We start from the raw sequence: 20,396 nt of genomic DNA, 5'->3' as shown, positions 1-20,396 counted from the left end.
ATGTCCACGAGTCGTCCGAAGCCGTCGAATGCGAGCACCAACTGCCCGTTCGGCTGGATCGGTTCCCTCAGGGCTGGAGCTTGGACGGCACGGGCTCTGCGCCGCGGGTGAGGTGCAGTCCCGCCTTCCGCTGTGCGGCGATCTCTGCGACGGCCAACGCGCAGGTCGTCACAACCCCGGCGGATGTCATGACCATCCACCAGATGTAGGGGATCTCGTCCGCCCGGTAGTACAGGAGCTTGTTGACGAATGCCGTCAGGACGATGAGGACGGCGGCGAGCGGCGCCAGCATCGGGTGCACCTCGCCAATCCACATGACTGTGCGCCCGATCCAGTACAGCAGGAAGAACAGATAGACGATCCACCAGAAGCTGAGCGGCAGACCGACCGCAACCACGAGGAGCACTGCGCCCAGGTCGTCCTTCTTCAGCCCGAGCGTGCTCAACGCGAGCAACCCCGCGATGACGGCCAACTGGAAGTACAGCAGGAACCGTCCGGTGGACCTGCCCGAGCGCCGGGCTCCGAGGCGGATGAAGATGGTGCACACCAGCGGCCCGCAGACCAGGAACAGCAGCGGGAAGCTCAGTGGGTAGTCGGGATAGATCGCGCGAATCGCCGGCACCGCCACTACCGGGACGATGACGGTCAGGATCACCAACGCGATACTCCGCAGCATCCGCAGCGTGCCGGCCCGCAGCGTCCGCCGGGCAGCTCCGCGAGTGATCGCGTGGATGACGGCCACACAGAGCACTGTCGCGATCAGCGCGAAACTGGCGTTCGTGATCAAGTCCCCGCCGCCCTCCTCCACGACGGTGGAGTACGGGCCCTTGCCGAAACTGAGACTGACCAGAATCACGGTGACCAGCCCGACGGCGGACCGCCAGAATCCGATCCGGTCGAAGGCACTTTTGGCTTCCCCCGGCGCCCGCGGGGGCGCGTAGAGCTGGTTGGCCGCACGCCACGGCAGTACGACATCCCGAGCACCCACGCCGTCTCCCGTCGTACCGGACCCACTGAGCCGAAAGGCCCGGACCCTACCAGCTAATCATCAGAGTGACCCACAAGGCAGATGCAAGGTCGCTGGGTCGGCTCGTTATCGACCAGTAGCTCGCGGATATGCTCGCCGGAGTACGTCGCTGCTGGCCCGGTCAGGTTGAGGCAAAACCGCGACCGCCTCCAAGGCAAAACTGGTCATTGCTCGGGCAGCTCGCCATAGCGAATCGAGCACGTCTCGCACTTCGGCATCGACTCATGATCCTGCATCGGCACGAAATACACACCACACATCGCCCGTACCGCACGGCCTTCGATAGTGCTGCCCGCCAGGTGTCTGGCATGCACGAAGTGACTGGACGTTCCCAGCTGCGAGACTGCCAGCTCATGAGCCTCGACCAATGTGGCGAGCTGATCGGTCCGCTCGGCCCAAGCGCCAGGCTCCGCAATCGTTGAGTATGTGCCCTTGTAGCGATCCCAGCTCTGCACCGGCGGGCTGAGCGTGATGAGCATCCTCATCGTGAGCTGCCACTCCAGGTTGGTGCCGATCGAGCCCTGCACCGTATCGATCTCCAGCAAAATCTCGTCCGCCTGATAGCCCTCTTCCCGCACTGCAGTCACAGTCAGGTCGATCACCGCCAGCTTCCGCTCGACATGGCGAGGCTGGCGCACCTCGATCCGGTGCATGCCACCATCGCGGACACGTCGCAGCGCTTCGAGGACCTGACCTTGGACCTCAAGCTCCCACTCGGTCATGAGTCGCGCAGCGGTCTCCCGCCTCAGCAGTCGCTTGTCCTCATCGACGGGCAGCCAACGAGCGACATCCCCCGAATCGTTCTCTCGCTTGGCCCGCTGGTAGAAATCGTCATGATCCCTGTGTTCGCCCTTGGCGAGGCCTGCTGCGACCAGCCAGCACACGCCAGACTCAGGATCCTCCCAGACGGCACCGCGCCACTGCGCCGACTTGATCTCCAGCAGGCGCAACTGAGTCACACAGACGATCTGTCCGACGAAGCTGTCCTCTGCCGGATCAGCGCCGAACGAACCCGCGGCCTTGGCGATGATCGGATGGGGCAGCTCACTGAGGGGATGCAGCTCGTCGTACCGTTTGTCGCGCAGGTAGCGCAGCGCCAGAGGAGAGGTCCAGCCACTCGTCAGATCGTCGGCAAGAGCGCGAAGAGTAGGTCGGGCGCGGCGGCTGTGCACCTAACGAATTTTGCCCAATCAGGCACCGAAACGCCCAATCAGATCAAGCCGTCAGCTATCTCGTCGATCGCACCAGACTCCGTGCTTCGCTGATGCGCGAAACGTTCGACGAGCTCGCGACGGTCAGCGTCGCGCTGCGACTCGAACGAGGCGAGATCACGCAGCCGGATACGTCGATCGCGACCAACACGATGCGATGCGATCTCACCGTTGTCGAGCATCTTGTACAGATGCGTACGGCTCATCCCGAGCCGCTCGGCGGCTTGATTCGGAGTGACCGTCTCAGAGCCGCCACTAACCACCAGCGCATCGTCTTCGCGAACAAAACGGCTAAGACTCAACAGCGCAGCACGGAGCTCCGGACCGGCGTTCGACAGTGCGAACTGCTCCAGCGCATCGAGCTGCTCAGAGGGGATCTTCGCCGTCTCGAAAGTCTTCACAGCAGTCCCCCAGGCAGTCACAGATGACTCAAATGTCACAAATGACACTACAGGTGGTTTCAGAAACTCTCAAGAGAGTTCGAGTGTCACTCGCCTCTCGCCTGAGCAAGTCCAAGCCGCTCGAGCTCCGATTGGTGGCCACCGTCATCAACTTGCGTCGGTCGGATCCTGAGGTGTACCAACGGGGTGTACCATCGGTACATGCCTCTTCCGCGGTTCTCCAGACTGGCCGGCGAGCGACGTGAACTGATCCTGCGGGTGGCCCGTGCGCATTTCGCCCGGGACGGGCTCGACCGGGCCTCCTACAACCAGATCATCGCCGAGCTCGGCATCTCGAAGACCTCTGCCTACCAGTACTTCGACGGCAAGGAGGACCTCTTCGCGGCGGTGATCGAGGACGTCCATACGCGGATGCTCCAGGCATTGACTCCCTGGCAGGACGCGGACTCTGCCGAGGAGTTCTGGACTCGGCTGAAAGAGGCGTCCGAGCGGTTGACCGCTCACGGGCTGGCGCATCCGGACGACTTGGCGTTGCTCAACGCAAGTACTGCGCAGGACCCCGCACCCTGGTTGGCGCCCGTGCTCGACAACGGGCGAGCCATTGGTGTGATCAGAACCGATGTGGATCGCGAACTCATGCTGACGACCAGTGCCGCCGTACTGCGTGCCGCCGATCTCTGGCTGGCCGCCCGGTTGCAGGAAGGTGTGGAGTCAGCTCCGGTCGTGTGGAGTCTGCTGGGAGGACTGTGGAGGCAGCCCGATGAGAGCTGAGGTCGACTGGACGATCCCCGCCACGCCGCCAGGTTGGCGGGGATCGCTCGAGCGATTCATGGGACCCGGCAAGTCTCGTGTCGAACTGCGAGCAGAGGTGGCCGGATCGTCGGTGTGCATGGCGTTGCTCGCGTGGCATCTGTTCGCGGCGCCGATCCAGGCCGGCTGGCCACAGTGGGTGGTCACCGTGTTCATCGGTCTGGATCTCGTCGGCGGGGTGATGACCAATGCCACCAACGCCGCCAAGCGCTGGTACCACAGTAAACCGTCCCGCTCACGGCTCTCGTTCGTCACAGCGCACATCGCTTACCTGGCGGCGATGGCGTTCGTAGTACTGGATGCCGCTTGGGGCTGGTTCCTGCTCAACACAGCACTTCTGCTGGCTGGCGCTCTGCTGATCGAGATGGTCAAGCTAGATGCCAAGCGCCCCGCCGCCATGGGTGCCTACATGGCCGCGGTACTGGCCAACCTGACCGTCGTGCCGCTCCCCGACGGTCTCGAATGGTTCGCCGTGCTGTTCTTCCTCAAACTCCTCGTCTGCTATTTGGTGCCCGAGGCCCCTATCCGTTCGCCCAGGTAGCCGGCTCAGTTGCCGGTACCGAAGTGCGCGCGGGAGGCTTGCTGGCTTCGCCGATGGCGGAGATCGTGCGGGCTCCTGGCGGCTCGTCGGCGTCCTTCGCTTCGGCGACGACCACATCGAGTTGGCGTTCTGTTCGGTCAATCACCGCCGCCGACGGTCCCACATGGTCGGGCTCCGCGCCGAGCGTTTCCGCCGAGGCAACCCAGGAATACTCAGGTGAACAATACTATGCTCAACCTGAGTATCCACGCCCCAACCTAAATGCCCACCGGCGAGTCCAGGCTGGCAGAGCGGTGCGCGGTGCGCGGCGGAGGATAAGGGTTCGGGCGGCTGGAGTGTTGTGCGCGGGACGGATGCGTACCAGCCTGGACCGGATTTGTCGTCTGCCCCAACTCGACGGCGCCTTCTCTGCACCAGCAGCCAATCGTGAGCCGTTGTTAGGGGCCCGGAGCAACTGTCAAAATCTTTCATCAGCCCCGGACAGCTCATTCCAGCGGACAAGGACCATGGCCCCCCCCATGACCGACTCCGACGAATCCGGCGCTGGTCAGGGTGTCTTCGGCCTCCTCATCGGCCGAAGACACCCGCTGAAGGTGCACCCCCTGGCAGCCGGGTCGAACCGCCCCTGACCGGTTCGACCCGGCACTGCCCCCAGCGGCCTCGAGGAGCAGACCAACGAACCCGAAGCAGCCGCCCAACACGGCCGGTCGCTGGCGGGTCAGGGCAGTCCCGTGGGTGTCGGGGTCGGGAGGTCCTGCCGGGGTGTGGAGGTGTACTGCCAGCCGCCGGCGCCGGACTTGGCCGTGTTGATGGTGTAGCCGTCGGCGTCGGTGTACCGCAGGTCGGCGTACTGCCAGTCCCCAGGGCCGGGGCCTTCCGCGATCGGGTGGTCCGGGCCGAAGATTGCGAATCCGCGCGTCGGTGCCACCTTCTGGTTCCAGCGTGCGATCGAAGCGGCGGTCAGGTCGGGCAGGCCATCACCGGACAGCGGTACGTCGTACACGAACTTCGCCAGCGTCACCGTGCCACCCGGACCGACGCGCGCGACCGAGTCCATTGTCGGCCGATCATCGGACGTCGCATAATTCAGCTGGAACGGGACCTGCCCGCCGGGCTTGACGGTCGCGAGGTCACCGGCAGCGTTGTAGGTGTACTCCGTTGACAGGTTCGACCGCGGGTCCGTCACCTTGATCAGCCGGCCGCTGCCGTCGTAGCTGTACGACGCGACCTTGATCGAGTCCATCGTGTCCGTGCCGGTCGTGTCCGGGTTGTAGATGTCCAGCCAGGCTGCGCTCATGCGCCATTTCGACGAGCCGATCAGCGTGTGGTCGAAGTGCAGCGCGCGGCCGGGCTCGGAGATCCTGTCGATCTGGAACTGGATGTCCTGGCCGGTGGCCGGTGCTGTCGCGGCCTTCCAGGTCGTGACCGTGCCGTCGTCTTCGGTGTAGGACAAGACAGTGCTCGCGCCGCTGCCGGTGACTGCCAGCTTCGAGCCGTCGGTAGCCGTGTCCTCGTCAACCGGAAACCACGCGCCGGCGGTGAGAGTTCCATCCGTACGGCGCTCGCCGGTCGGCGACATGTAGACGAGCGTCGAGCCGTCATTGTCGGCGAGCACCAGTGTGCCGTCCAGGCGGGTGGAGTCGATGACCTGCATCCCGGCAACTCCGTTGAACTGCGCGGACCAGCCGTCACCGAACACCCCGGTGATCGCGTTACCCGGCGACTCGTACGTCATGTGCGACCGCGAGATCGACAGACTGTCGGCGTACCCAGGGACCGAGACATCCAGCGCGGACATGGAGAACTCACCAGTCCACAAAGCAACCCGGCCCGGACCGGCATTCGCGGTCGGGTACCCGTTGCCGAAGGCATGCGGCAGCCGCTGGATCGTCGTAGCGGCCGGCGAAGTCAGCGTGGCACCAGGAAGGGCGGTCCGGGTCACGATCGTGTGCAGGCCAGGCGCGGACGGTACCAACAGCGAAAGAGCAGCGACTGCTGTGACAATCCGTGGAAAGCGCTGGACCTGGGCACGCTGACGACGATCCGGGACATGCACCGGCAAAACCACCTCATACCGGCCGAAGACGGGCAGACATCGGCGGCAGGACGACCGCCGAGCCGGGCCAGCAAACGCTGCCTCGACGCAACCCACAAGACCGGTACAGAAAGGCTGTAAAAGACACACAAATCAATGGAGTTAGCTGTATCAACCAACAGAGAACTGAGTTGTTCGGTGATGCGCCGGCCGCGCTTCCGCCCCCGTACGGCGGCGCGACCGGCACATCCAGGTCAACGACACCGCACCACCCGTGTTAGTCGCTTTGGAAAACCAGCCAACGCACGGCATCAGATCTTGTGAACTGCCGACTACGCTCGGGTGAGATCGGCGAAGACGGTGCGTTCGGCGTGGTCCAGGGCTCGGCGTACGGCGCCGAGGACGACTGCGCGGGATCCCAGCGTCGAGGCGGTCACCCGTGGGACCGAGAGAGTGTCGATCAGGGACGAGAGCTGGTGCTCCAGCCGGGGCACGAGGAGATCGCCGCCGTCGGCGACGCCGCCGCTGATGACGATCAGCTCGGGGTTGAGCACTGTCCCGAGTAGCGCCAGAACTGGAGCGATGCGAGCGACGGCGCGGTCCACCACATCGACGGAGACAGCGTCGCCGGCTCGCGCCGCGGCGAACACGGCCTCCGCACTCACGGCCGCGGGATCGCCACCGGCCGCGTCGTACAGCAGCGAACGGCCGATCTTCGATCGCGGACCGCGAGCGGCGGCGATGACCTCGGCGCCGAAGTCGCGAGCCAGCCGGCCGATGCCGCTGGGTTTGACGACACCATTCAACAGACTGACCAGTTCCAATTCGCCGGCGCCGCCCACCACGCCGCGGATCAGGTTGCCGCCCAGGTAGATCCCCGCACCCATCCGCTCACCCGCCAGTAGCTCGATGACGTTGTCGACGCCGGCCGCGACACCACACCACCGCTCCGCCAGGACCGCCAGATTCGCGTCGTTCTCCACCAAGACCGGACAGTCGAGCCCTTTGCCGACGGCGCGCCCCAGATCGACCTTGGCGAGGCCGGGCAGGTACCACGCGTTCGTGACCACGGGCTTGTCCTGGTTCACCGGGCCGGGAACGGCAAGCCCCATCACCAGGATCGCGGACTTCGCGACGCCGGCGGCACGAACAGCGTCCGCTATCGCTCGGCGGGCTGCCCGCAGCCTGACCTCGCCTCCGTCGGGAGGGGCGAACTCGCGGATGCCGTCGCCGAGGCTGACCCCGCGCAGATCGGTCAGCATCGCGGTGGCCTTGTACTCACCGCCAAGGTCGACACCCAGGATGAAGCCGGCTCGCGCGTTGAACTCGTACTGGCGAGCACGCCGGCCGGGGCTGGAGCGGTCCCCGGTACGGCGGGACTCGAGCTCGTGGATCCAGCCGAGCGCGATCAGCTGATCGCACAGCGCATGCACTGTCGGCCTGGACAGGCCGGTCGCGTCCATCAGCTCGGTGCCCGTCGCCGGTCCGCCCGCGCGGAGCACGTCCAGCACAGCCGCCGTATTCATCCGCCGCAGCAACGGTGACGTCGCAGTCTTGTCCACAGTGCCCCTCTTGACGACCTCCCGACACCCGGTCACACTAACGCAAGCCGAAAAATAAAATCAGCTAATCAATTAGACCTCCCGCGACCAGGCACAGACTCCTGACATGACTCCTGGCCGCCTCGGTGCTGTTCCGCCCACCATCACCCTCGCTGCCTGCGGAGCCTGTACCGAGAAGGACTGAGATGCTGCTCCGCGAACCAGACTTGGGCTTGTCCGAATGCAGCCGTGGCAGCAGACCCATTCGACTCACCGTATGGACCCACGGCCTGCGGCCAGCGCTGAACGAGATGACGAACGGGATCGCGCGCCGGCTGGGCGCGGCGGTCCTGGTGCGGCCGGTGATGCTCGGCCGCGGTTCGATCGATGAACAACTGGAGCATACCGACGTACTCGTCTGGCCTGGCCCAGGCTCTCCACCGGTCGACGACCAGGCGGTCACCCGCATCTACCGTCGGGTTCTCCGCGGTATGGGGCTCGTGCTTCTGCACCCGGGCCAGGCATCCGCTGCAGGCGCCCGACTGTTGAGCGCGCCCCGCGTCCCGGCATACCCGAGGCACGGCGAACGCCAGGTCGTCTGGTCGGTCGACCCTGATCACCCGATCGTCCGCGGCGTGCCGAACCCGCTCGTCATCGATGGACCAGGGACGAGATGCGAGCCGTCCGGCTTGCCGAGACCGGATGCGATCGTCCTCGCCAGCAGCCTCGGCGGCCGGCCGTCGAGTACCGGCCGGGTATTCCTTCGTGGCAACGGACGCATTTTCTACTTCAGTCCTGGCAACCAGGACGACCGGGTCTACCGGCACCCGGATATCCAGCATCTGCTCGCCAATGCCGTCCGCTGGACGGCCCGCCCGATGTCCGGTCCGGCAGCCTGAACCAGTAGTTGCAATGTGCAAGGAAATTGCAGTGACCGAGGACCTTTGTTCAGAAGACCAAAGGATGGGGGGACAGGTCTGAGTTATCTGCCACCACGGAAGCATTGTCCGGCACCAGCGCGCACTGTTAGAAATTAACCGCCACGATGTGGCGCGGCCGATCCGGCCCCCCACCGGATCGGCCGGGTGACGCGACTCGGCGCTTGTTCCCCGTCGAGCGCGTGACGCCAGGCGGGTCGGCCCCCTTCTGCCCGGACGTGCGGTCGCCTGATCGGCGCAGACGCGCCGTACACCCGGGCGCACCGACCCGGGAACTGGGGCCTGCAACCGTACGGACAGGCCCCAGTTCCACCCTGTTGAAATCAATCATTTTCTTGCTTAATCAAACATAATCAGACACACTGGCGACGTGGCCGGCAGCGGCGATCTCTGCGCTGCAGCGACGACAGAGGGCGGGACGCGATGATCGCAAGTGGACGTGTGGTTCGAGTTGGCAGTACTTCGTTCCGGGCCGAAGCAACCCCAGATCGCCTGTGACCGAACAGTTCCGGATCGACGGCATACCTGCGCACGAGCGGCTGTCTCGCGACCTGACCGAGGTCGTCGAGCAGATCGTGGCACGGCACCAGCGCGACCTCCCGGAGTACCGGAGCCTTCCACCGGAGGTCCTGCGCACCGATGTCACCGCCGTGACGCTGGACGCCGTTCGGTACTACGTCGATTGGCTCCGCGAGGGACGATCGCCGTACGACGCCGAACTGGCGCGACTGGCGAGCTCGGCCGGGCGTCGTTCCGAGGAAGGGTTGCCGCTGGCAGCGATCCAATCGGCCTACCTGATGGGGTTCGAGGGGATCTTCCGCAGGCTGACCGCGGCTGCGGAACCGGGCGATCTGGAGGCGGTCCGCAAGCTCGCCAGCAGGCTGTTCGAGATCGCCTGGGAGGCCATGGCGGCGGTGACCGAAGGCTATCTGGTCGAGATGCGAGTGGCGGTCGGTGAGCGCAACGAGGCCCGGCGAGCCTTGTTGACTGCTCTTCTCACCGACGACGCCCCCACCGTCACCCTCCCGGCCGGCGTGACTCTGGCAGCGCGTTATCTGGTGCTGGCCGTCCGCCTCGGCCGGCACCCGGACACGATGCGCAGCGGAGTCAACACAGGGGCCGTCGAACGCCGCATGCTGCGACGGCTGACAGGGGCACTCGACAGCACCGACGACGGCGGAGCACTGACCTCACTCAATGCGTCCGGGGGCCTCGTCCTGGTGCCGCTTCGGACCGATGTCGACTGGTCCTACTGCGAGGGCCTGATCGAGCGTGGCACGGAAGCCGCCGGGGTCAGCATCAGTGCGGCCGGGGCAATCGCGGAGCCGGCACAGATCCCGGCTGCGGCGTCACAGGTCGGCCAGGTCCTCGAAGTCGTGCGCTGGTTCGACCGCCCGCCCGGCCTGTACCGGCTGCAGGACGTGGTGGTCGAGTACCAGCTCACCCGACCGGGTGTCGCCAGGGCCGAGCTCGCCGGGCTACTGGCTCCGCTCGAGCCATACCCGGACCTGATCGCCACGCTGGAATGGTTCGTCCGCACCGGTCAGAACCGCCAGCAGACAGCATCCAAACTGCATGTGCACCCGAACACCATCATCTACCGGCTCCGGCGAATCACCGAGCTGACCGGGCTCGACTCAGCCCACGCCCGCGGCATGACACAACTGTCGGCCGCCGTCGCCGCCCGCCGCGCCGAGCGCTCGTCCGACTAACACTCGTCCGGCTTGCGCTTTTCCGGCTAGTGCCGCAATCACCACAAACACCGCTCTGCGCACTGCTCCGGATTCTGTGAGTAGCTCTCATTGTCACCTCGTCACAGTGAGGTCAGTCCCCGATTGGTTGCCGATGACAATTTTTGTTGTACAGCTGCGAAAGGTCTGTTCGAGCAGCAACAACGACTCTAGTCTCAGGCGCCGACAGTACGTCGCTTGATCGCGATGGGCGGCTCGACAGCGAGCTTCTGCCCCGCACACCAGTGCCTGGCTGGACTGACTCTCCCCTGGAGGAAACATGAACGACCTGATTTCGCGCCGCCGCCTACTCTCACTCGGCGCCACCACCGTCGGTGCGATGGGCGCCGGTTCCCTCCTGTCAGCCTGCGGTAGTGGCGGGTCGGCCGTCGAGGCAGGGAAAGGGTCGGTGACCTGGGCTGCCTGGGCGAACCCCGGTGAGGCCGAACGGTTCAAGAAGTACTCAGCCGACTACCAGTCCCGGACCGGCGTGAAGACCACGTTCCAGGCAGTCGTCGGCGACTATCAGGCCAAGCTGCTCAGCCAGTTGGCTGGTTCCGCCGCTGCGGACGCGTTCTACGTCGGTGACGGACAGATGGCGAAGGTCGCCGAGTCCAAGCAGCTCGTCGATCTGACGTCGTACCTGTCCTCGGGCAACAGCCCCGTGAAGGAGTCCGACTTCCATCCTGGGTTGCTGGAGGTGTGCAAGACCCCGGACGGAAAGTTGTTCGGGCTGCCGGTCGACTGCAACCCGAAGGTGTTCTGGTTCAACGCCGACCTGCTGGCGAAGGCCGGCGTGTCCCAGACACCTGCACAACTCTTCGACGCCGGCGGCTGGACTCAGGACGCGCTCACCTCGCTGCTGGACAACGTCCGGAAGACCGGGAAGCGCGGCATGATCCTGGAAGCAGGCTGGTTCGATCTTCCGGCCTGGCTGACCACCTTCGGCGGGACCGTCTTCGATGCGGATGGCAAGGCGGTCTTCGACACCGACGAGAAATCGCAGCAGGCGATGGCGTGGCTCTTCGAACAGCTTGCCTCTGGCAACATCACGTACGGCGGATCGCTGCCGAAGGGCCAGGGCGTGGACGCGTTGTTCTACGCCGGTGAGCTCGCCACCATCACCTACGGGCGGTGGATCCTGCCCAACCTCAAGCAGCTGAAGTTCGGGTACGACATCGTGCCGCTGCCGTCACCGGGCGGCAAGGAGATCATGCCGGTGCCGGTCGCCACCGCGGCCATCGCAGTGAACACGAAGGCCAAGTCCATGGATGCCGCGCTCGCCTTCGCCGCGGCCTACGTGAGCAAGGACGGGCAGAAGTTCCGGCTCAGCGGCGGCGGCAACGCGGTACCGGCCGTCGCAGGCCTGGACGAGGTCGTCACCGAAGGCGACCTGCCCGCACACGGCAAGCTCTTCACCGAGATCGCCACCAAGGGCTATCCGATCCCCCGGGTCCTGGCCCGCAACGTGCAACTGGCCAGCGACTTCCCCACGTACATGGACCAGCTACTCAAGTCGAAGGCGGAAACGGCGAAGTCCTTCAGCCAGAAGCTGGTCGCGAAGCTCAACGGAGGGCAGTGATGGGCACCGCCGAGTCCGAGGCGGTCAGCCCGCGCAACCTCGTCGCAGCGCGTTCGGCCCGGCGCCGCCGGAATCTGAACGAGCACCTCACCGGCTTCGCCTTCCTCGCGCCCCAGCTGATCGGGCTGGTCGTCTTCATGGTCGGTCCGCTGGTATTCGCCCTGATTCTCGCGTTCTCGCACTGGGACGGATTCGGCACCCGATCCTTTGCCGGACTGGCGAACTTCGAGAAGGTGATCTCGGATCCACAGCTCAGGCGGTCCGCGGTGAACACCGTCTGGTTCACCGTGCTCCAGGTGCCGGTCGCGATGCTGTCCGCGTTCGCCGTGGCCTTCATGCTGCAACGCGCGGGCCGGATGAAGTCGTTCTACCGAACCTTCTACTTCGCCCCGGTGGTCACGTCCTCGGTGGCGGTCGCGGCAATCTGGCTGTGGCTGTTCAACCCCGACATCAGTCCGTTGAACAATCTGCTGAGAAGCATCGGGCTGCCGGCCCCCGATTGGCTGCAGGATGCCCGCTTCGTCATCCCCGCGTTCGCGATCGTCGGGATCTGGCAAGGACTGGGATACCAGATCGTCATGTTCATGGCCGGACTGGAGAACATCCCCGTGACGCTGCTGGAAGCAGCCGACATCGACGGGGCCGGCGAATGGCAGAAGCTCCGTCGCATCACCTTGCCGTTGCTCTCGCCAACCATCTTGTTCTTGTCGATCACGTCGATCATCGGCTCCTTCCAGGTCTTCGACTACATCTACGTGTTCATGGACACCACCGCGCCCGCTCCTGCTCGGACCGTCGTCTACGAGATCGTGCAGATCGCCTTCCGGGAATTCGACTTCGGCACAGCATCGGCGCTGGCGGCCATCCTGTTCATCGTCTTGCTGGCCCTCACCGCCGTGCAGCTGGCCGTTCAGAAGAAGTGGGTGCATTACACAGAATGAACACAAACCACAACGCACTCGGGCTGCGGCCCGCGCGGATCGTCCTCAACCTGTTCCTCGCGATCGGCGCGCTGGCGATGGCCGGACCGTTCATCTGGATGATGTTCTCGTCCTTCAAGCCACTCGGCGAGATCTTCGCCCAGCCACCCAAACTGCTGCCGCAGGAATGGCACTTCGACAACTACCCCCGCGCCCTTGCCGCAGCGGACTTCGGCCGCGGCTTCTTCAACAGCTTCTACATCGCCGCGACCGTCACGCTCGTGTCCCTGCTCACGTCGGCCATGGCGGCGTACGCGTTCGCACGGCTTCGGTTCTTCGGGCGGAATTCGCTGTTCATGGCGTTCCTGGCCACGATGATGGTGCCGATGCAGCTCACCGTGATCCCGCTGTACCTCGTCATGGGCTGGCTGCACTGGGTGGACACCCACCTGGCACTGATCGTCCCGGCCGCCCTGTTCAATGCCTTCGGCGTCTTCCTGCTCCGCCAGTACATCCGCGGCATCCCGCTCGAACTGGAGGAAGCCGCCGCGATCGACGGCGCCGGCCGGGTCCGGATCTTCCTGACCATCATCCTGCCACTCCTGCGCACCCCGATGACCGCCCTCGGAATCTTCGTCTTCCTCGGCCAATGGAACAGCTTCTTCCACCCGCTGATCTTCCTCAACAGCGACGACAAGTTCACCATCCCGCTGCTGGTCAACCAGTTCAAAGGCCAGTACGGATCGGACTGGACCAGCCTGATGGCCGCCGCGACCCTCGCCGCAGCCCCGCTGCTACTGATCTTCGTCATCGCCCAACGCCAGATCGTCGAAGGCATCGCCCTGTCCGGCTCAAAAACCTGACCACCGCCGGCCCCTCACGGTTGCGGACCCGGGGATCGCGCTGATGATCCCCGAGTTTGTTCACCGGCTCGTCGTGACTACTCACCTGACTTGTAGTCCGTGTCCATCCTGGCCAGGACCTTGTCCGGTGTGGACTTTCCGCTGAAGATCTCCTGGATCCCCGTCATCATGTTCGCGGCTACCTTCGGGTTGGGCCAGAGCTGGTCCATGAACGGGACCGTTCGGCCATCTCCCATGAACTTCGACAGCTCGGTCAGTGACGGATCGGCAGCGGAACCCGAACTCACCGGCGAAGCCATGGAACTCACCGGCGACGGACTCGTCATCATCACCTACACCGCCGAGCCCGACAGCCCCGCCGTCGAAGCGCTGCGCTTCCTGTCCAGCTGGGCCCAGGACCGGCACGCCAGCACCGCCGCCCCAGACTGAAGCCACGCCGATGATCAGCCAGCCGGTCAGTTGTGCGATGCCGGCGCAGACGGTCTTCCGCAGGCAACAACACGAAACTCAGCGACGTCGCTCGGCAGTTCATCGAAACTCGTCGACCACCGGGACGAAGGATTACCTTCGCGGTTGTCCGACGATGTCAGAACGGCTTTGTATACAAGGGTTTCTGGCGCATCGGCCGGAGTAGACGGGCCATGGTTCTTAGGTTAGCCTCACCATGTGTTTCCGCCGCAGATCAGGCGGGCTCCTGCTGCGGTGCTGGCGTCCGAGACAGCCGATGCCCACCACACCGCTCTCATCGACGCTTTCGGTGCGCTGAGTTATGGAGACCTCGCTGAACGCGTCGCCACAGGCGTCGCCGGACTTCCCGCCGTACAGACCGGGCGACGGCTGGTGCACATTCCACTCACTGCTGAGCGTGAGCTTGTCGTCGCTTATCTGGCTGTCCTGCAGGCCGGACATGTTGCGCTCGTCACTCCGCCCGAGCACGCATCGATCACGGCCGCCTATCCCCCGGACCTGTGGCTGCAGGAGGACGGCAGCTTCAGTGGGGCGTTGGACAGGGAGCCGCGCTATCTCCTGCACCCGGATCTCGCGCTGCTACTCAGCACGTCCGGGAGCACAGGCTCACCCAAACTGGTGCGGCTCAGCCACACCAACCTCATCAGCAACGCGGACGCGATCGTCGCAGCGCTTTCGATCACAGCGGCGGACCGGGCAATCACCTCACTGCCTTTGCACTACTGCTTCGGGCTGTCGGTCCTACATGCGCAGCTCAGGGCCGGGGCGACCGCGGTGCTGTGGAGAGGGTCGGTGACGGAGACGGCCTTCGGTGCCGAACTGCGCAAGAGCCGCGTGACTCTACTGCCCGCGACTCCCCATGTGGTCGACCTACTCGATGCGCAAGGGCTCTTGGACGCCGTGCCTACGCTCCGGCTGCTCGCGCAGGCAGGTGGCGCGTTGCCGGCGGCTCGCGTCAGCGAGCTGGCCGCACGTGGTGAGGCGGGCGGCTGGGGGCTCGCGGTGATGTACGGCCAGACCGAGGCCACCGCACGGATGGCGGTACTGCCGCCAGAACTGGCCGGCCGTTACCCGGACGCCGTGGGGTGGCCGATCGCCGGCTCGGCGTTCAGGCTCGACACGGCAGGTATCGAGCAGCCCGCGGGTACCGACGGCCCGGTCGGAGAGCTCCTGTTCAGCGGCCCCGGTGTGATGCTCGGGTACGCCGAGCATCCCGACGATCTGGCGCTGGGCCGGACGCACTCCGAACTACGCACCGGCGATCTGGCCCGAATCGATGCCGACGGCATCGTTCGGATCGTTGGACGGCGTTCCGACCACCTGAAGATCATGGGTATCCGGATCGACCTCCTGCAAGTCGAACGGACGCTGCGCGACCGCGGCGTACGGTGCTGTGTCACCGGCACTGACGAGCAGTTGCAGGTCACCCACGAGGGGGCGGCCGGTCCTGTCCGCGATCTGGCGGCGACCGCGGCGGGACTCGGCAGGTCCGTGGTGTCCGCCCAGGAAGTCGCCGAGCTACCGCGGCTTCCCAATGGGAAGCTCGACCGTCGAGCGTGTGCTGCTCTCCATGCCGTTCAGACCGGCTACGACCATGACGATGCGACAAGTTCGCTCGCCGCGGTGACGCGAGCACTCGCACCTCTGGTCGGCGCCGGCACAATCGATCCCGAACGGTCCTTCGCCGAGCTCGGCGGTGACTCGTTCAACCACGTCACGGCATCCGTGCGGCTGACCCGACTACTCGGCACATTGCCACCGGACTGGCACCACCGACCTGTGCGCGACCTGATCGAACTCGCCGCCCAGCATGCTGATCGTCGCCCTGCCCGTCGCCCGCTGATCCGGCGTGTGGAAACAACTGTTGTGCTTCGCGGCCTGGCTGTCATCACGATCTGCGGCAGCCATGTCGGACTGTTCCGGCTGGCCGGAGGAGCACACATCCTGCTTGCGGTCAGCGGATTCCTCTTCGCCAGATATGTGCTCACCGCACCGGACACGGCCGAGCGGGTACGACGTACTGCGCGAGCCGCGATCACTATCGTCGTACCGGCGACGATCGCGTCCGCCGTGATGGTGTTCGGGTTCCAGTCCATCCACTGGTCGAACCTGGCGCTGCTGCATTGGCTGGTGCGGCCCCAGGACATCAACATCTTCTGGTTCCTCGAAGCCCTGTTGATGCTGTTCGCTGTCACAGTGGCATTGCTGGCCGTGCCGCGACTACGAGCGGCGTACGGCGCGGATCCGTGGCGGACGGCGATGGCGGCGCTCGCCGTACTGCTGGTGCCGCGCTATCTGCTGCCTGCTGTGTTCGACGGTCCGGTGCGAGGTCTACCGATCACTGTGGCCTGGCTGTTCGTGGCCGGGATTGCGATGGCGGTCGCCGGTCGCCGGAACCGGAGCTTGGTCACGGCTGTCGTCGCGGTCGCCGCCGCGGCCGGCTTCTTCCCTGATTGGGATCGCGACCTGACCATCATGGCCGGGCTTGCGGTGCTTGCCCTCGTTCCTGCGCTGCCGGTTCCGGGTCTGCTCGTCCGGCCGCTCGGCGTACTGGCGGCCGCGTCGCTGCACGTCTATCTGGTGCAGTTCCAGGTCTTCGCCTTGTTCGGCAACACGATCGTCGAGTTCTTCGTCTCGCTGGCCGCCGGCATCGTCTTCTGCGCCCTCAGCACCTTCGTCCTGCGGCGACTCCCGCTACCGGAGCCGACCGTCGGCTCCCCCATCCGTCGCCGCGCGACGGCGATGTACCGTCTCAGAAAGGATCGACCATGCGTCGACGTACGTTCCTGACCGGCCTCGGAGCCCTTGGCACAGTGGGGCTGGTGGGGTGCGGGTCCAAGTCCAAGGACGAGTACGTCGCGGACCCCGGCTCGCTGCAGGTCTACTCGGCCCAGCACGAGAACCTGACCAAGGCCTGGGCCGCGGCCTTCACCGCCGCGACCGGGATCAAGGTGCAGGTCCGCAAGGGCGGTGACTCCTCGATGGGTCATCAGCTCGTCGCCGAGGGAGCCGCGTCCCCGGCCGACGTGTTCCTGACCGAGAACAGCCCGGCGATGACTTTGGTCGAGCGCAACAAGCTCCTCGCACCGCTCGAGGACGCCACCCGCCGCCAGGTCCCGCCCGAGCTGACGCCGTCGTCGAAGGCGTGGACCGCGATCGCCGCCCGGTCCACCGTGCTGGTCTACAACCCTTCCAAGCTCCCCAAGGCGGAGTTGCCGAAGTCGCTGCTGGATCTCGCCGCTCCGCAGTGGAAGGACCGCTGGGCCTGTGCGCCGGGCGGCGCCGACTTCCAGGCCATCGTCGCCGGGATGCTGGCCGGGCAGGGTGAGCAGAAGACCAAGGACTGGCTCGGCGGACTCAAGAGCAACGCCCGGGCCTTGCAGAACAACATCGCCACCATGAAGGCCGTCAACGCCGGTGAGATCCCGTGCGGCGTGATCTACCACTACTACTGGTACCGCGACCAGGCCGGCACCAAGGAGGGCAGCGGCAACACCGCCCTGCACTACTTCCGCAACCGAGACCCGGGCGCCTTCGTGTCGCTGTCCGGCGGTGCCGTACTGGCCGGCTCCAAGAAGCCCGCGGAGGCACGGAAGTTCCTGGCCTACATCACCAGCCCGGCCGGCCAGAAGGTGCTCGTCGACTCCCAGTCGATGGAGTACGCGGTCGGCACTGGTGTCGCGTCCGCTCCGGCCCTTCCGCCGCTGGCCACCCTGCAGGCACCGCCGGTCGACCCGTTCACGCTGAACTCCGACAAGGTCACGACACTGATGACCGATGCCGGCATTCTCTGACCTCGACAACCGGTCGGCCCGCAGGCCTTGGCTCGTCGTGGTCGCTGCCGTCGCGGTCGCCGTACTGGTGGTTGCTCCGGTGCTGGTGGTGTTCGGTCAAGCCGTCTCCGCTGGTACGGCGGAAGCGGGCCGGCTGCTGTTCCGGCCGCGGACTGCCGAGCTGCTCGGCAACACCCTGCTGCTGGTCGTCCTGACGGTGCCCGTGACCGTACTGCTGGGGTGTGGCGCGGCCTGGCTGGTGGAACGAACGACACTGCCCGCCGCCGGCCTCTGGCGCACGCTGCTGCTGGCGCCGCTCGCCATCCCGGCGTTCGTCAGCAGCTACGCCTGGACCTCTGTGCTGCCGTCTGTTCACGGGCTCGGCGGCGCAGTGTTCGTCACGTCACTGGCCTACTACCCGTTCGTCTTCCTGCCCGCCGCGGCGCTGCTCCGAGCACTCGACCAGGGCCACCTCGACGCCGCTCGATCACTGGGTCTGTCAGGTCTCGGAACGATGCTGCGGGTCGTCGTGCCGCTTCAGCGCCCAGCGGTGGCCGGAGGTGCGTTGCTGGTGGCACTTCACCTGCTCGCGGAGTTCGGCGTACTGCAGATGATGCAGTATCCGACCTTCACGACTGCGATCCTGCAGCAGTTCGCGGTCGGGTTCAGCAACGCAGCCGGTAGCCTGCTGGCCGCCGTACTTGTGCTGCTCTGCCTCGGCTTTCTCGCCATCGAGGTGCCGCTCCGTGGCCGGGCACGGATCGCCCGGCTCGGCCCCGGCGCCGGACTACGGCCGGTCGCGCATCGGCTCGGCGGCTGGACCGTACCTGCTCTCGGCGCCGTCGCGGTGCTGGCCGGTCTGTCGGTGCTGGTGCCTGCGGTGATCGTTCTGCGCTGGCTCGTCCGGGCCGCCGACAGCGGCGTCATCGAGGCGGGACCGTTGCTCGCGGCAACTGGTTCGAGCATCGGTCTGGCCGTGCTCGCCGGGCTGGCTGCCACGCTGGCCGCGCTGCCCGGGGCCTGGTTGCTGCATCGATACCCGTCCCGGCTGGCGGTCGGCCTCGAGCGAGTGACCTACGTGGCGAGCGCCCTACCTGGCGTGGTGATCGGGCTCGCGCTCGTCACCCTCGCCGTACAGTGGGCCCGGCCGGTGTACCAGACCGCCGCACTCGCCGTGGCCGCCTACACCGTGCTCTTCCTGCCGCGCGCGATGGTGGCGTGGCGGTCCGGCTTGGCCGCTGCTCCGACCGAACTGGTCGAGGCCTCACGTTCGCTCGGGGTGTCCGGCTCGGGTACCTTCACTCGCGTGGTACTCCCCCTCGTTCTGCCCTCCGCGCTGACCGGTTTCGTCCTCGTCTTCCTCGCCACCGTCACCGAACTCACCGCGACACTTCTGCTCGCCCCGACCGGTACGGAGACCCTCGCCACCGCGTTCTGGTCGGCCAGCGACGAACTCGACTACGTTGCGAGCGCGCCGTACGCGGCGGCGATGATCGCCCTGTCCGCACCGCTGACCCTGCTCCTGCGCCGGCACATCCTGGACCAGCGATGACCAGCGCCGGCGTCACGATCAGCAAACTCACGGTCGGGTACGGCGGGCCGCCAGTCCTGGACCAGGTGAGCCTCCAGGTGCGGCCAGGGGGTACGACCGCCGTACTCGGCCCGTCGGGCAGCGGCAAGACCACCCTGCTGCGGGCGCTCGCCGGATTCGTCCGGCCCACGCAGGGCAGGATCGAGATCGACGGCAAGCTCCTCACCGACGACCACGTCATGGTCGCCCCCGAGCGACGCGGAATCGGCTATGTCCGCCAGGACGGAGCGTTGTTCCCGCATCTCGATGTCACCGGCAACATTCTGTTCGGCCTGCCGCGAGCCGAACGCCGCCGCGCGACCCAGGTCGGTCCGCTGCTCGAACTCGTCGGACTGTCACCGGACCTGGCGCGACGCCGCCCCGACCAACTGTCCGGCGGCCAGCAACAGCGCGTCGCCCTGGCCCGGGCGCTGGCCCGCGAGCCCGCAGTTGTCCTGCTCGACGAACCGTTCTCGTCCCTCGACACCGCCCTGCGCGCCGCTACCCGCGAGGCCACCCTGACAGCCCTCGCCGAGCGTGGCGCGACCACCGTGCTGGTCACCCACGACCAGGCCGAGGCGCTCTCGTTCGCCGACCAGGTGGCAGTGATCTTCGACGGCCAGATCGCCCAGACCGGCAGCCCCGCCGAGCTCTACGCCGCCCCGCAGACGCCCCAGGTCGGCAGCTTCCTCGGCGACACGATGCTGCTAGCCGGACACGCCGACGGACGCGTCGTCACCTGCGCACTCGGCATCCTCAACCTCGCCGAACCAGCCACCGGCGAGGTACTCGTCATGATCCGCCCCGAGCAAGTCGTACTCGGCAAAGCATCCGGCCCAACGGCACAGGTCGTGTCAGTCGCCTTCCAAGGCGCGGATGCCGTCATCCGGCTCACCCTGCCCAACACCCTCGCCAGACTGATAGCGCGAGTACCAGGCCACCAAGTCCCACACCCAGGCGACAACGTATCCCTCACCGTCCCAACC

The 20,396-nt window shown here is 66.2% G+C and carries 19 protein-coding genes; 12 read left to right on the top strand and 7 right to left on the bottom strand.

Annotated elements, in window-relative coordinates; translation table 11 throughout:
* Nucleotides 1-67: 67 nt before the first annotated feature.
* The 3 genes from E1261_RS20865 to E1261_RS20855 form a co-directional block, all read right to left on the bottom strand.
* Nucleotides 68-988 carry a hypothetical protein gene (locus E1261_RS20865; protein ID WP_132408923.1) on the bottom strand — a complete coding sequence of 307 codons (921 nt, stop codon included), beginning with the start codon at nt 986-988 and terminating at the stop codon, nt 68-70.
* A gap of 203 nt (nt 989-1,191) precedes the next feature.
* Entirely contained in the window at nt 1,192-2,199 is a 1,008-nt protein-coding gene (locus E1261_RS20860) for a DUF3039 domain-containing protein (protein WP_132408921.1), read from the bottom strand.
* Between the two features lie 38 nt (nt 2,200-2,237).
* Complete coding sequence (locus tag E1261_RS20855; protein WP_132408919.1) at nt 2,238-2,639, bottom strand: excisionase family DNA-binding protein; 402 nt, start codon at nt 2,637-2,639, stop codon at nt 2,238-2,240.
* Between the two features lie 201 nt (nt 2,640-2,840).
* Here E1261_RS20855 and E1261_RS20850 point away from each other — a divergent pair, with 201 nt between their 5' ends.
* The gene (locus E1261_RS20850; RefSeq protein WP_132408917.1) at nt 2,841-3,410 is read left to right on the top strand and encodes a TetR/AcrR family transcriptional regulator; all 570 of its coding nucleotides are present in this window, start codon (nt 2,841-2,843) and stop codon (nt 3,408-3,410) included.
* A gap of 118 nt (nt 3,411-3,528) precedes the next feature.
* Nucleotides 3,529-3,990 (top strand): hypothetical protein, encoded by a 462-nt coding sequence (locus tag E1261_RS20845; protein WP_202874884.1) that lies wholly within the window; start codon nt 3,529-3,531, stop codon nt 3,988-3,990.
* Here E1261_RS20845 and E1261_RS45355 read toward each other — a convergent pair.
* The 3 genes from E1261_RS45355 to E1261_RS20835 form a co-directional block, all read right to left on the bottom strand.
* Nucleotides 3,971-4,135 carry a hypothetical protein gene (locus E1261_RS45355; RefSeq protein WP_165952582.1) on the bottom strand — a complete coding sequence of 55 codons (165 nt, stop codon included), beginning with the start codon at nt 4,133-4,135 and terminating at the stop codon, nt 3,971-3,973. The two genes, E1261_RS20845 and E1261_RS45355, sit on opposite strands and share 20 nt — an antisense overlap.
* A 573-nt stretch (nt 4,136-4,708) precedes the next feature.
* A complete protein-coding gene (locus E1261_RS20840; RefSeq protein ID WP_238176334.1) occupies nt 4,709-5,932 on the bottom strand; it encodes an RHS repeat domain-containing protein in 1,224 nt (407 codons plus the stop codon).
* Between the two features lie 425 nt (nt 5,933-6,357).
* Nucleotides 6,358-7,587, bottom strand: a complete 1,230-nt coding sequence (locus E1261_RS20835; protein WP_132408911.1) for an ROK family transcriptional regulator — start codon at nt 7,585-7,587, stop codon at nt 6,358-6,360.
* 290 nt (nt 7,588-7,877) lie between these two features.
* On the opposite strand from E1261_RS20835, the gene E1261_RS20830 reads away from it, so the two are divergent.
* The 5 genes from E1261_RS20830 (at nt 7,878) to E1261_RS20810 (ending at nt 13,599) form a co-directional block, all read left to right on the top strand.
* The gene (locus E1261_RS20830) at nt 7,878-8,465 is read left to right on the top strand and encodes a ThuA domain-containing protein (RefSeq protein ID WP_165952581.1); all 588 of its coding nucleotides are present in this window, start codon (nt 7,878-7,880) and stop codon (nt 8,463-8,465) included.
* A gap of 533 nt (nt 8,466-8,998) precedes the next feature.
* The gene (locus E1261_RS20825) at nt 8,999-10,216 is read left to right on the top strand and encodes a PucR family transcriptional regulator (protein ID WP_132408907.1); all 1,218 of its coding nucleotides are present in this window, start codon (nt 8,999-9,001) and stop codon (nt 10,214-10,216) included.
* A 298-nt stretch (nt 10,217-10,514) separates the two neighbouring features.
* Nucleotides 10,515-11,816: an ABC transporter substrate-binding protein gene (locus E1261_RS20820; protein WP_132408905.1), complete on the top strand. Its 1,302-nt coding sequence runs from the start codon at nt 10,515-10,517 to the stop codon at nt 11,814-11,816.
* Nucleotides 11,816-12,757, top strand: a complete 942-nt coding sequence (locus tag E1261_RS20815; RefSeq protein ID WP_132408903.1) for a carbohydrate ABC transporter permease — start codon at nt 11,816-11,818, stop codon at nt 12,755-12,757. Before E1261_RS20820 ends, E1261_RS20815 begins: the two co-directional genes overlap by 1 nt.
* Nucleotides 12,754-13,599, top strand: a complete 846-nt coding sequence (locus tag E1261_RS20810; protein ID WP_132408901.1) for a carbohydrate ABC transporter permease — start codon at nt 12,754-12,756, stop codon at nt 13,597-13,599. Before E1261_RS20815 ends, E1261_RS20810 begins: the two co-directional genes overlap by 4 nt.
* A gap of 77 nt (nt 13,600-13,676) precedes the next feature.
* On the opposite strand, the gene E1261_RS46900 is transcribed toward E1261_RS20810, so the two are convergent.
* Nucleotides 13,677-13,808, bottom strand: a complete 132-nt coding sequence (locus E1261_RS46900) for a hypothetical protein (RefSeq protein WP_272948595.1) — start codon at nt 13,806-13,808, stop codon at nt 13,677-13,679.
* A gap of 25 nt (nt 13,809-13,833) precedes the next feature.
* Here E1261_RS46900 and E1261_RS45350 point away from each other — a divergent pair, with 25 nt between their 5' ends.
* The 5 genes from E1261_RS45350 to E1261_RS20785 all read left to right on the top strand — a co-directional run.
* The gene (locus E1261_RS45350; protein WP_165952580.1) at nt 13,834-14,028 is read left to right on the top strand and encodes a hypothetical protein; all 195 of its coding nucleotides are present in this window, start codon (nt 13,834-13,836) and stop codon (nt 14,026-14,028) included.
* Between the two features lie 237 nt (nt 14,029-14,265).
* Entirely contained in the window at nt 14,266-16,857 is a 2,592-nt protein-coding gene (locus E1261_RS20800; protein WP_132408899.1) for an AMP-binding protein, read from the top strand.
* Entirely contained in the window at nt 16,836-17,861 is a 1,026-nt protein-coding gene (locus tag E1261_RS20795) for an iron ABC transporter substrate-binding protein (protein ID WP_132408897.1), read from the top strand. Before E1261_RS20800 ends, E1261_RS20795 begins: the two co-directional genes overlap by 22 nt.
* Nucleotides 17,845-19,392, top strand: coding sequence for an ABC transporter permease (locus E1261_RS20790; protein ID WP_132408895.1), 1,548 nt, complete (start codon nt 17,845-17,847; stop codon nt 19,390-19,392). The genes E1261_RS20795 and E1261_RS20790 overlap by 17 nt, the downstream gene beginning before the upstream one ends.
* A partial coding sequence (locus E1261_RS20785; protein WP_132408893.1) for an ABC transporter ATP-binding protein occupies nt 19,389-20,396 on the top strand: 1,008 nt, incomplete at its 3' end. The genes E1261_RS20790 and E1261_RS20785, both read left to right, overlap by 4 nt.

Source organism: Kribbella albertanoniae, assembly GCF_004348455.1.
Taxonomy (GTDB): domain Bacteria; phylum Actinomycetota; class Actinomycetes; order Propionibacteriales; family Kribbellaceae; genus Kribbella; species Kribbella albertanoniae.
Note: the sequence above shows the minus strand (reverse complement) of the source record. Positions and strands in the feature narration are given on the sequence as shown.

Bases quoted from the DNA above. Each gene is read 5' to 3' on its own strand.
- E1261_RS20850 (WP_132408917.1), top strand. From the start codon at position 2,841: ATGCCTCTTCCGCGGTTCTCCAGACTGGCCGGCGAGCGACGTGAACTG.
- E1261_RS46900 (WP_272948595.1), bottom strand. From the start codon at position 13,808: ATGGACCAGCTCTGGCCCAACCCGAAGGTAGCCGCGAACATGATGACG.
- E1261_RS20795 (WP_132408897.1), top strand. From the start codon at position 16,836: ATGCGTCGACGTACGTTCCTGACCGGCCTCGGAGCCCTTGGCACAGTG.
- E1261_RS20810 (WP_132408901.1), top strand. From the start codon at position 12,754: ATGAACACAAACCACAACGCACTCGGGCTGCGGCCCGCGCGGATCGTC.
- E1261_RS20830 (WP_165952581.1), top strand. From the start codon at position 7,878: ATGACGAACGGGATCGCGCGCCGGCTGGGCGCGGCGGTCCTGGTGCGG.
- E1261_RS20845 (WP_202874884.1), top strand. From the start codon at position 3,529: ATGGCGTTGCTCGCGTGGCATCTGTTCGCGGCGCCGATCCAGGCCGGC.
- E1261_RS45350 (WP_165952580.1), top strand. From the start codon at position 13,834: ATGAACTTCGACAGCTCGGTCAGTGACGGATCGGCAGCGGAACCCGAA.
- E1261_RS20820 (WP_132408905.1), top strand. From the start codon at position 10,515: ATGAACGACCTGATTTCGCGCCGCCGCCTACTCTCACTCGGCGCCACC.
- E1261_RS20815 (WP_132408903.1), top strand. From the start codon at position 11,816: ATGGGCACCGCCGAGTCCGAGGCGGTCAGCCCGCGCAACCTCGTCGCA.
- E1261_RS20790 (WP_132408895.1), top strand. From the start codon at position 17,845: ATGCCGGCATTCTCTGACCTCGACAACCGGTCGGCCCGCAGGCCTTGG.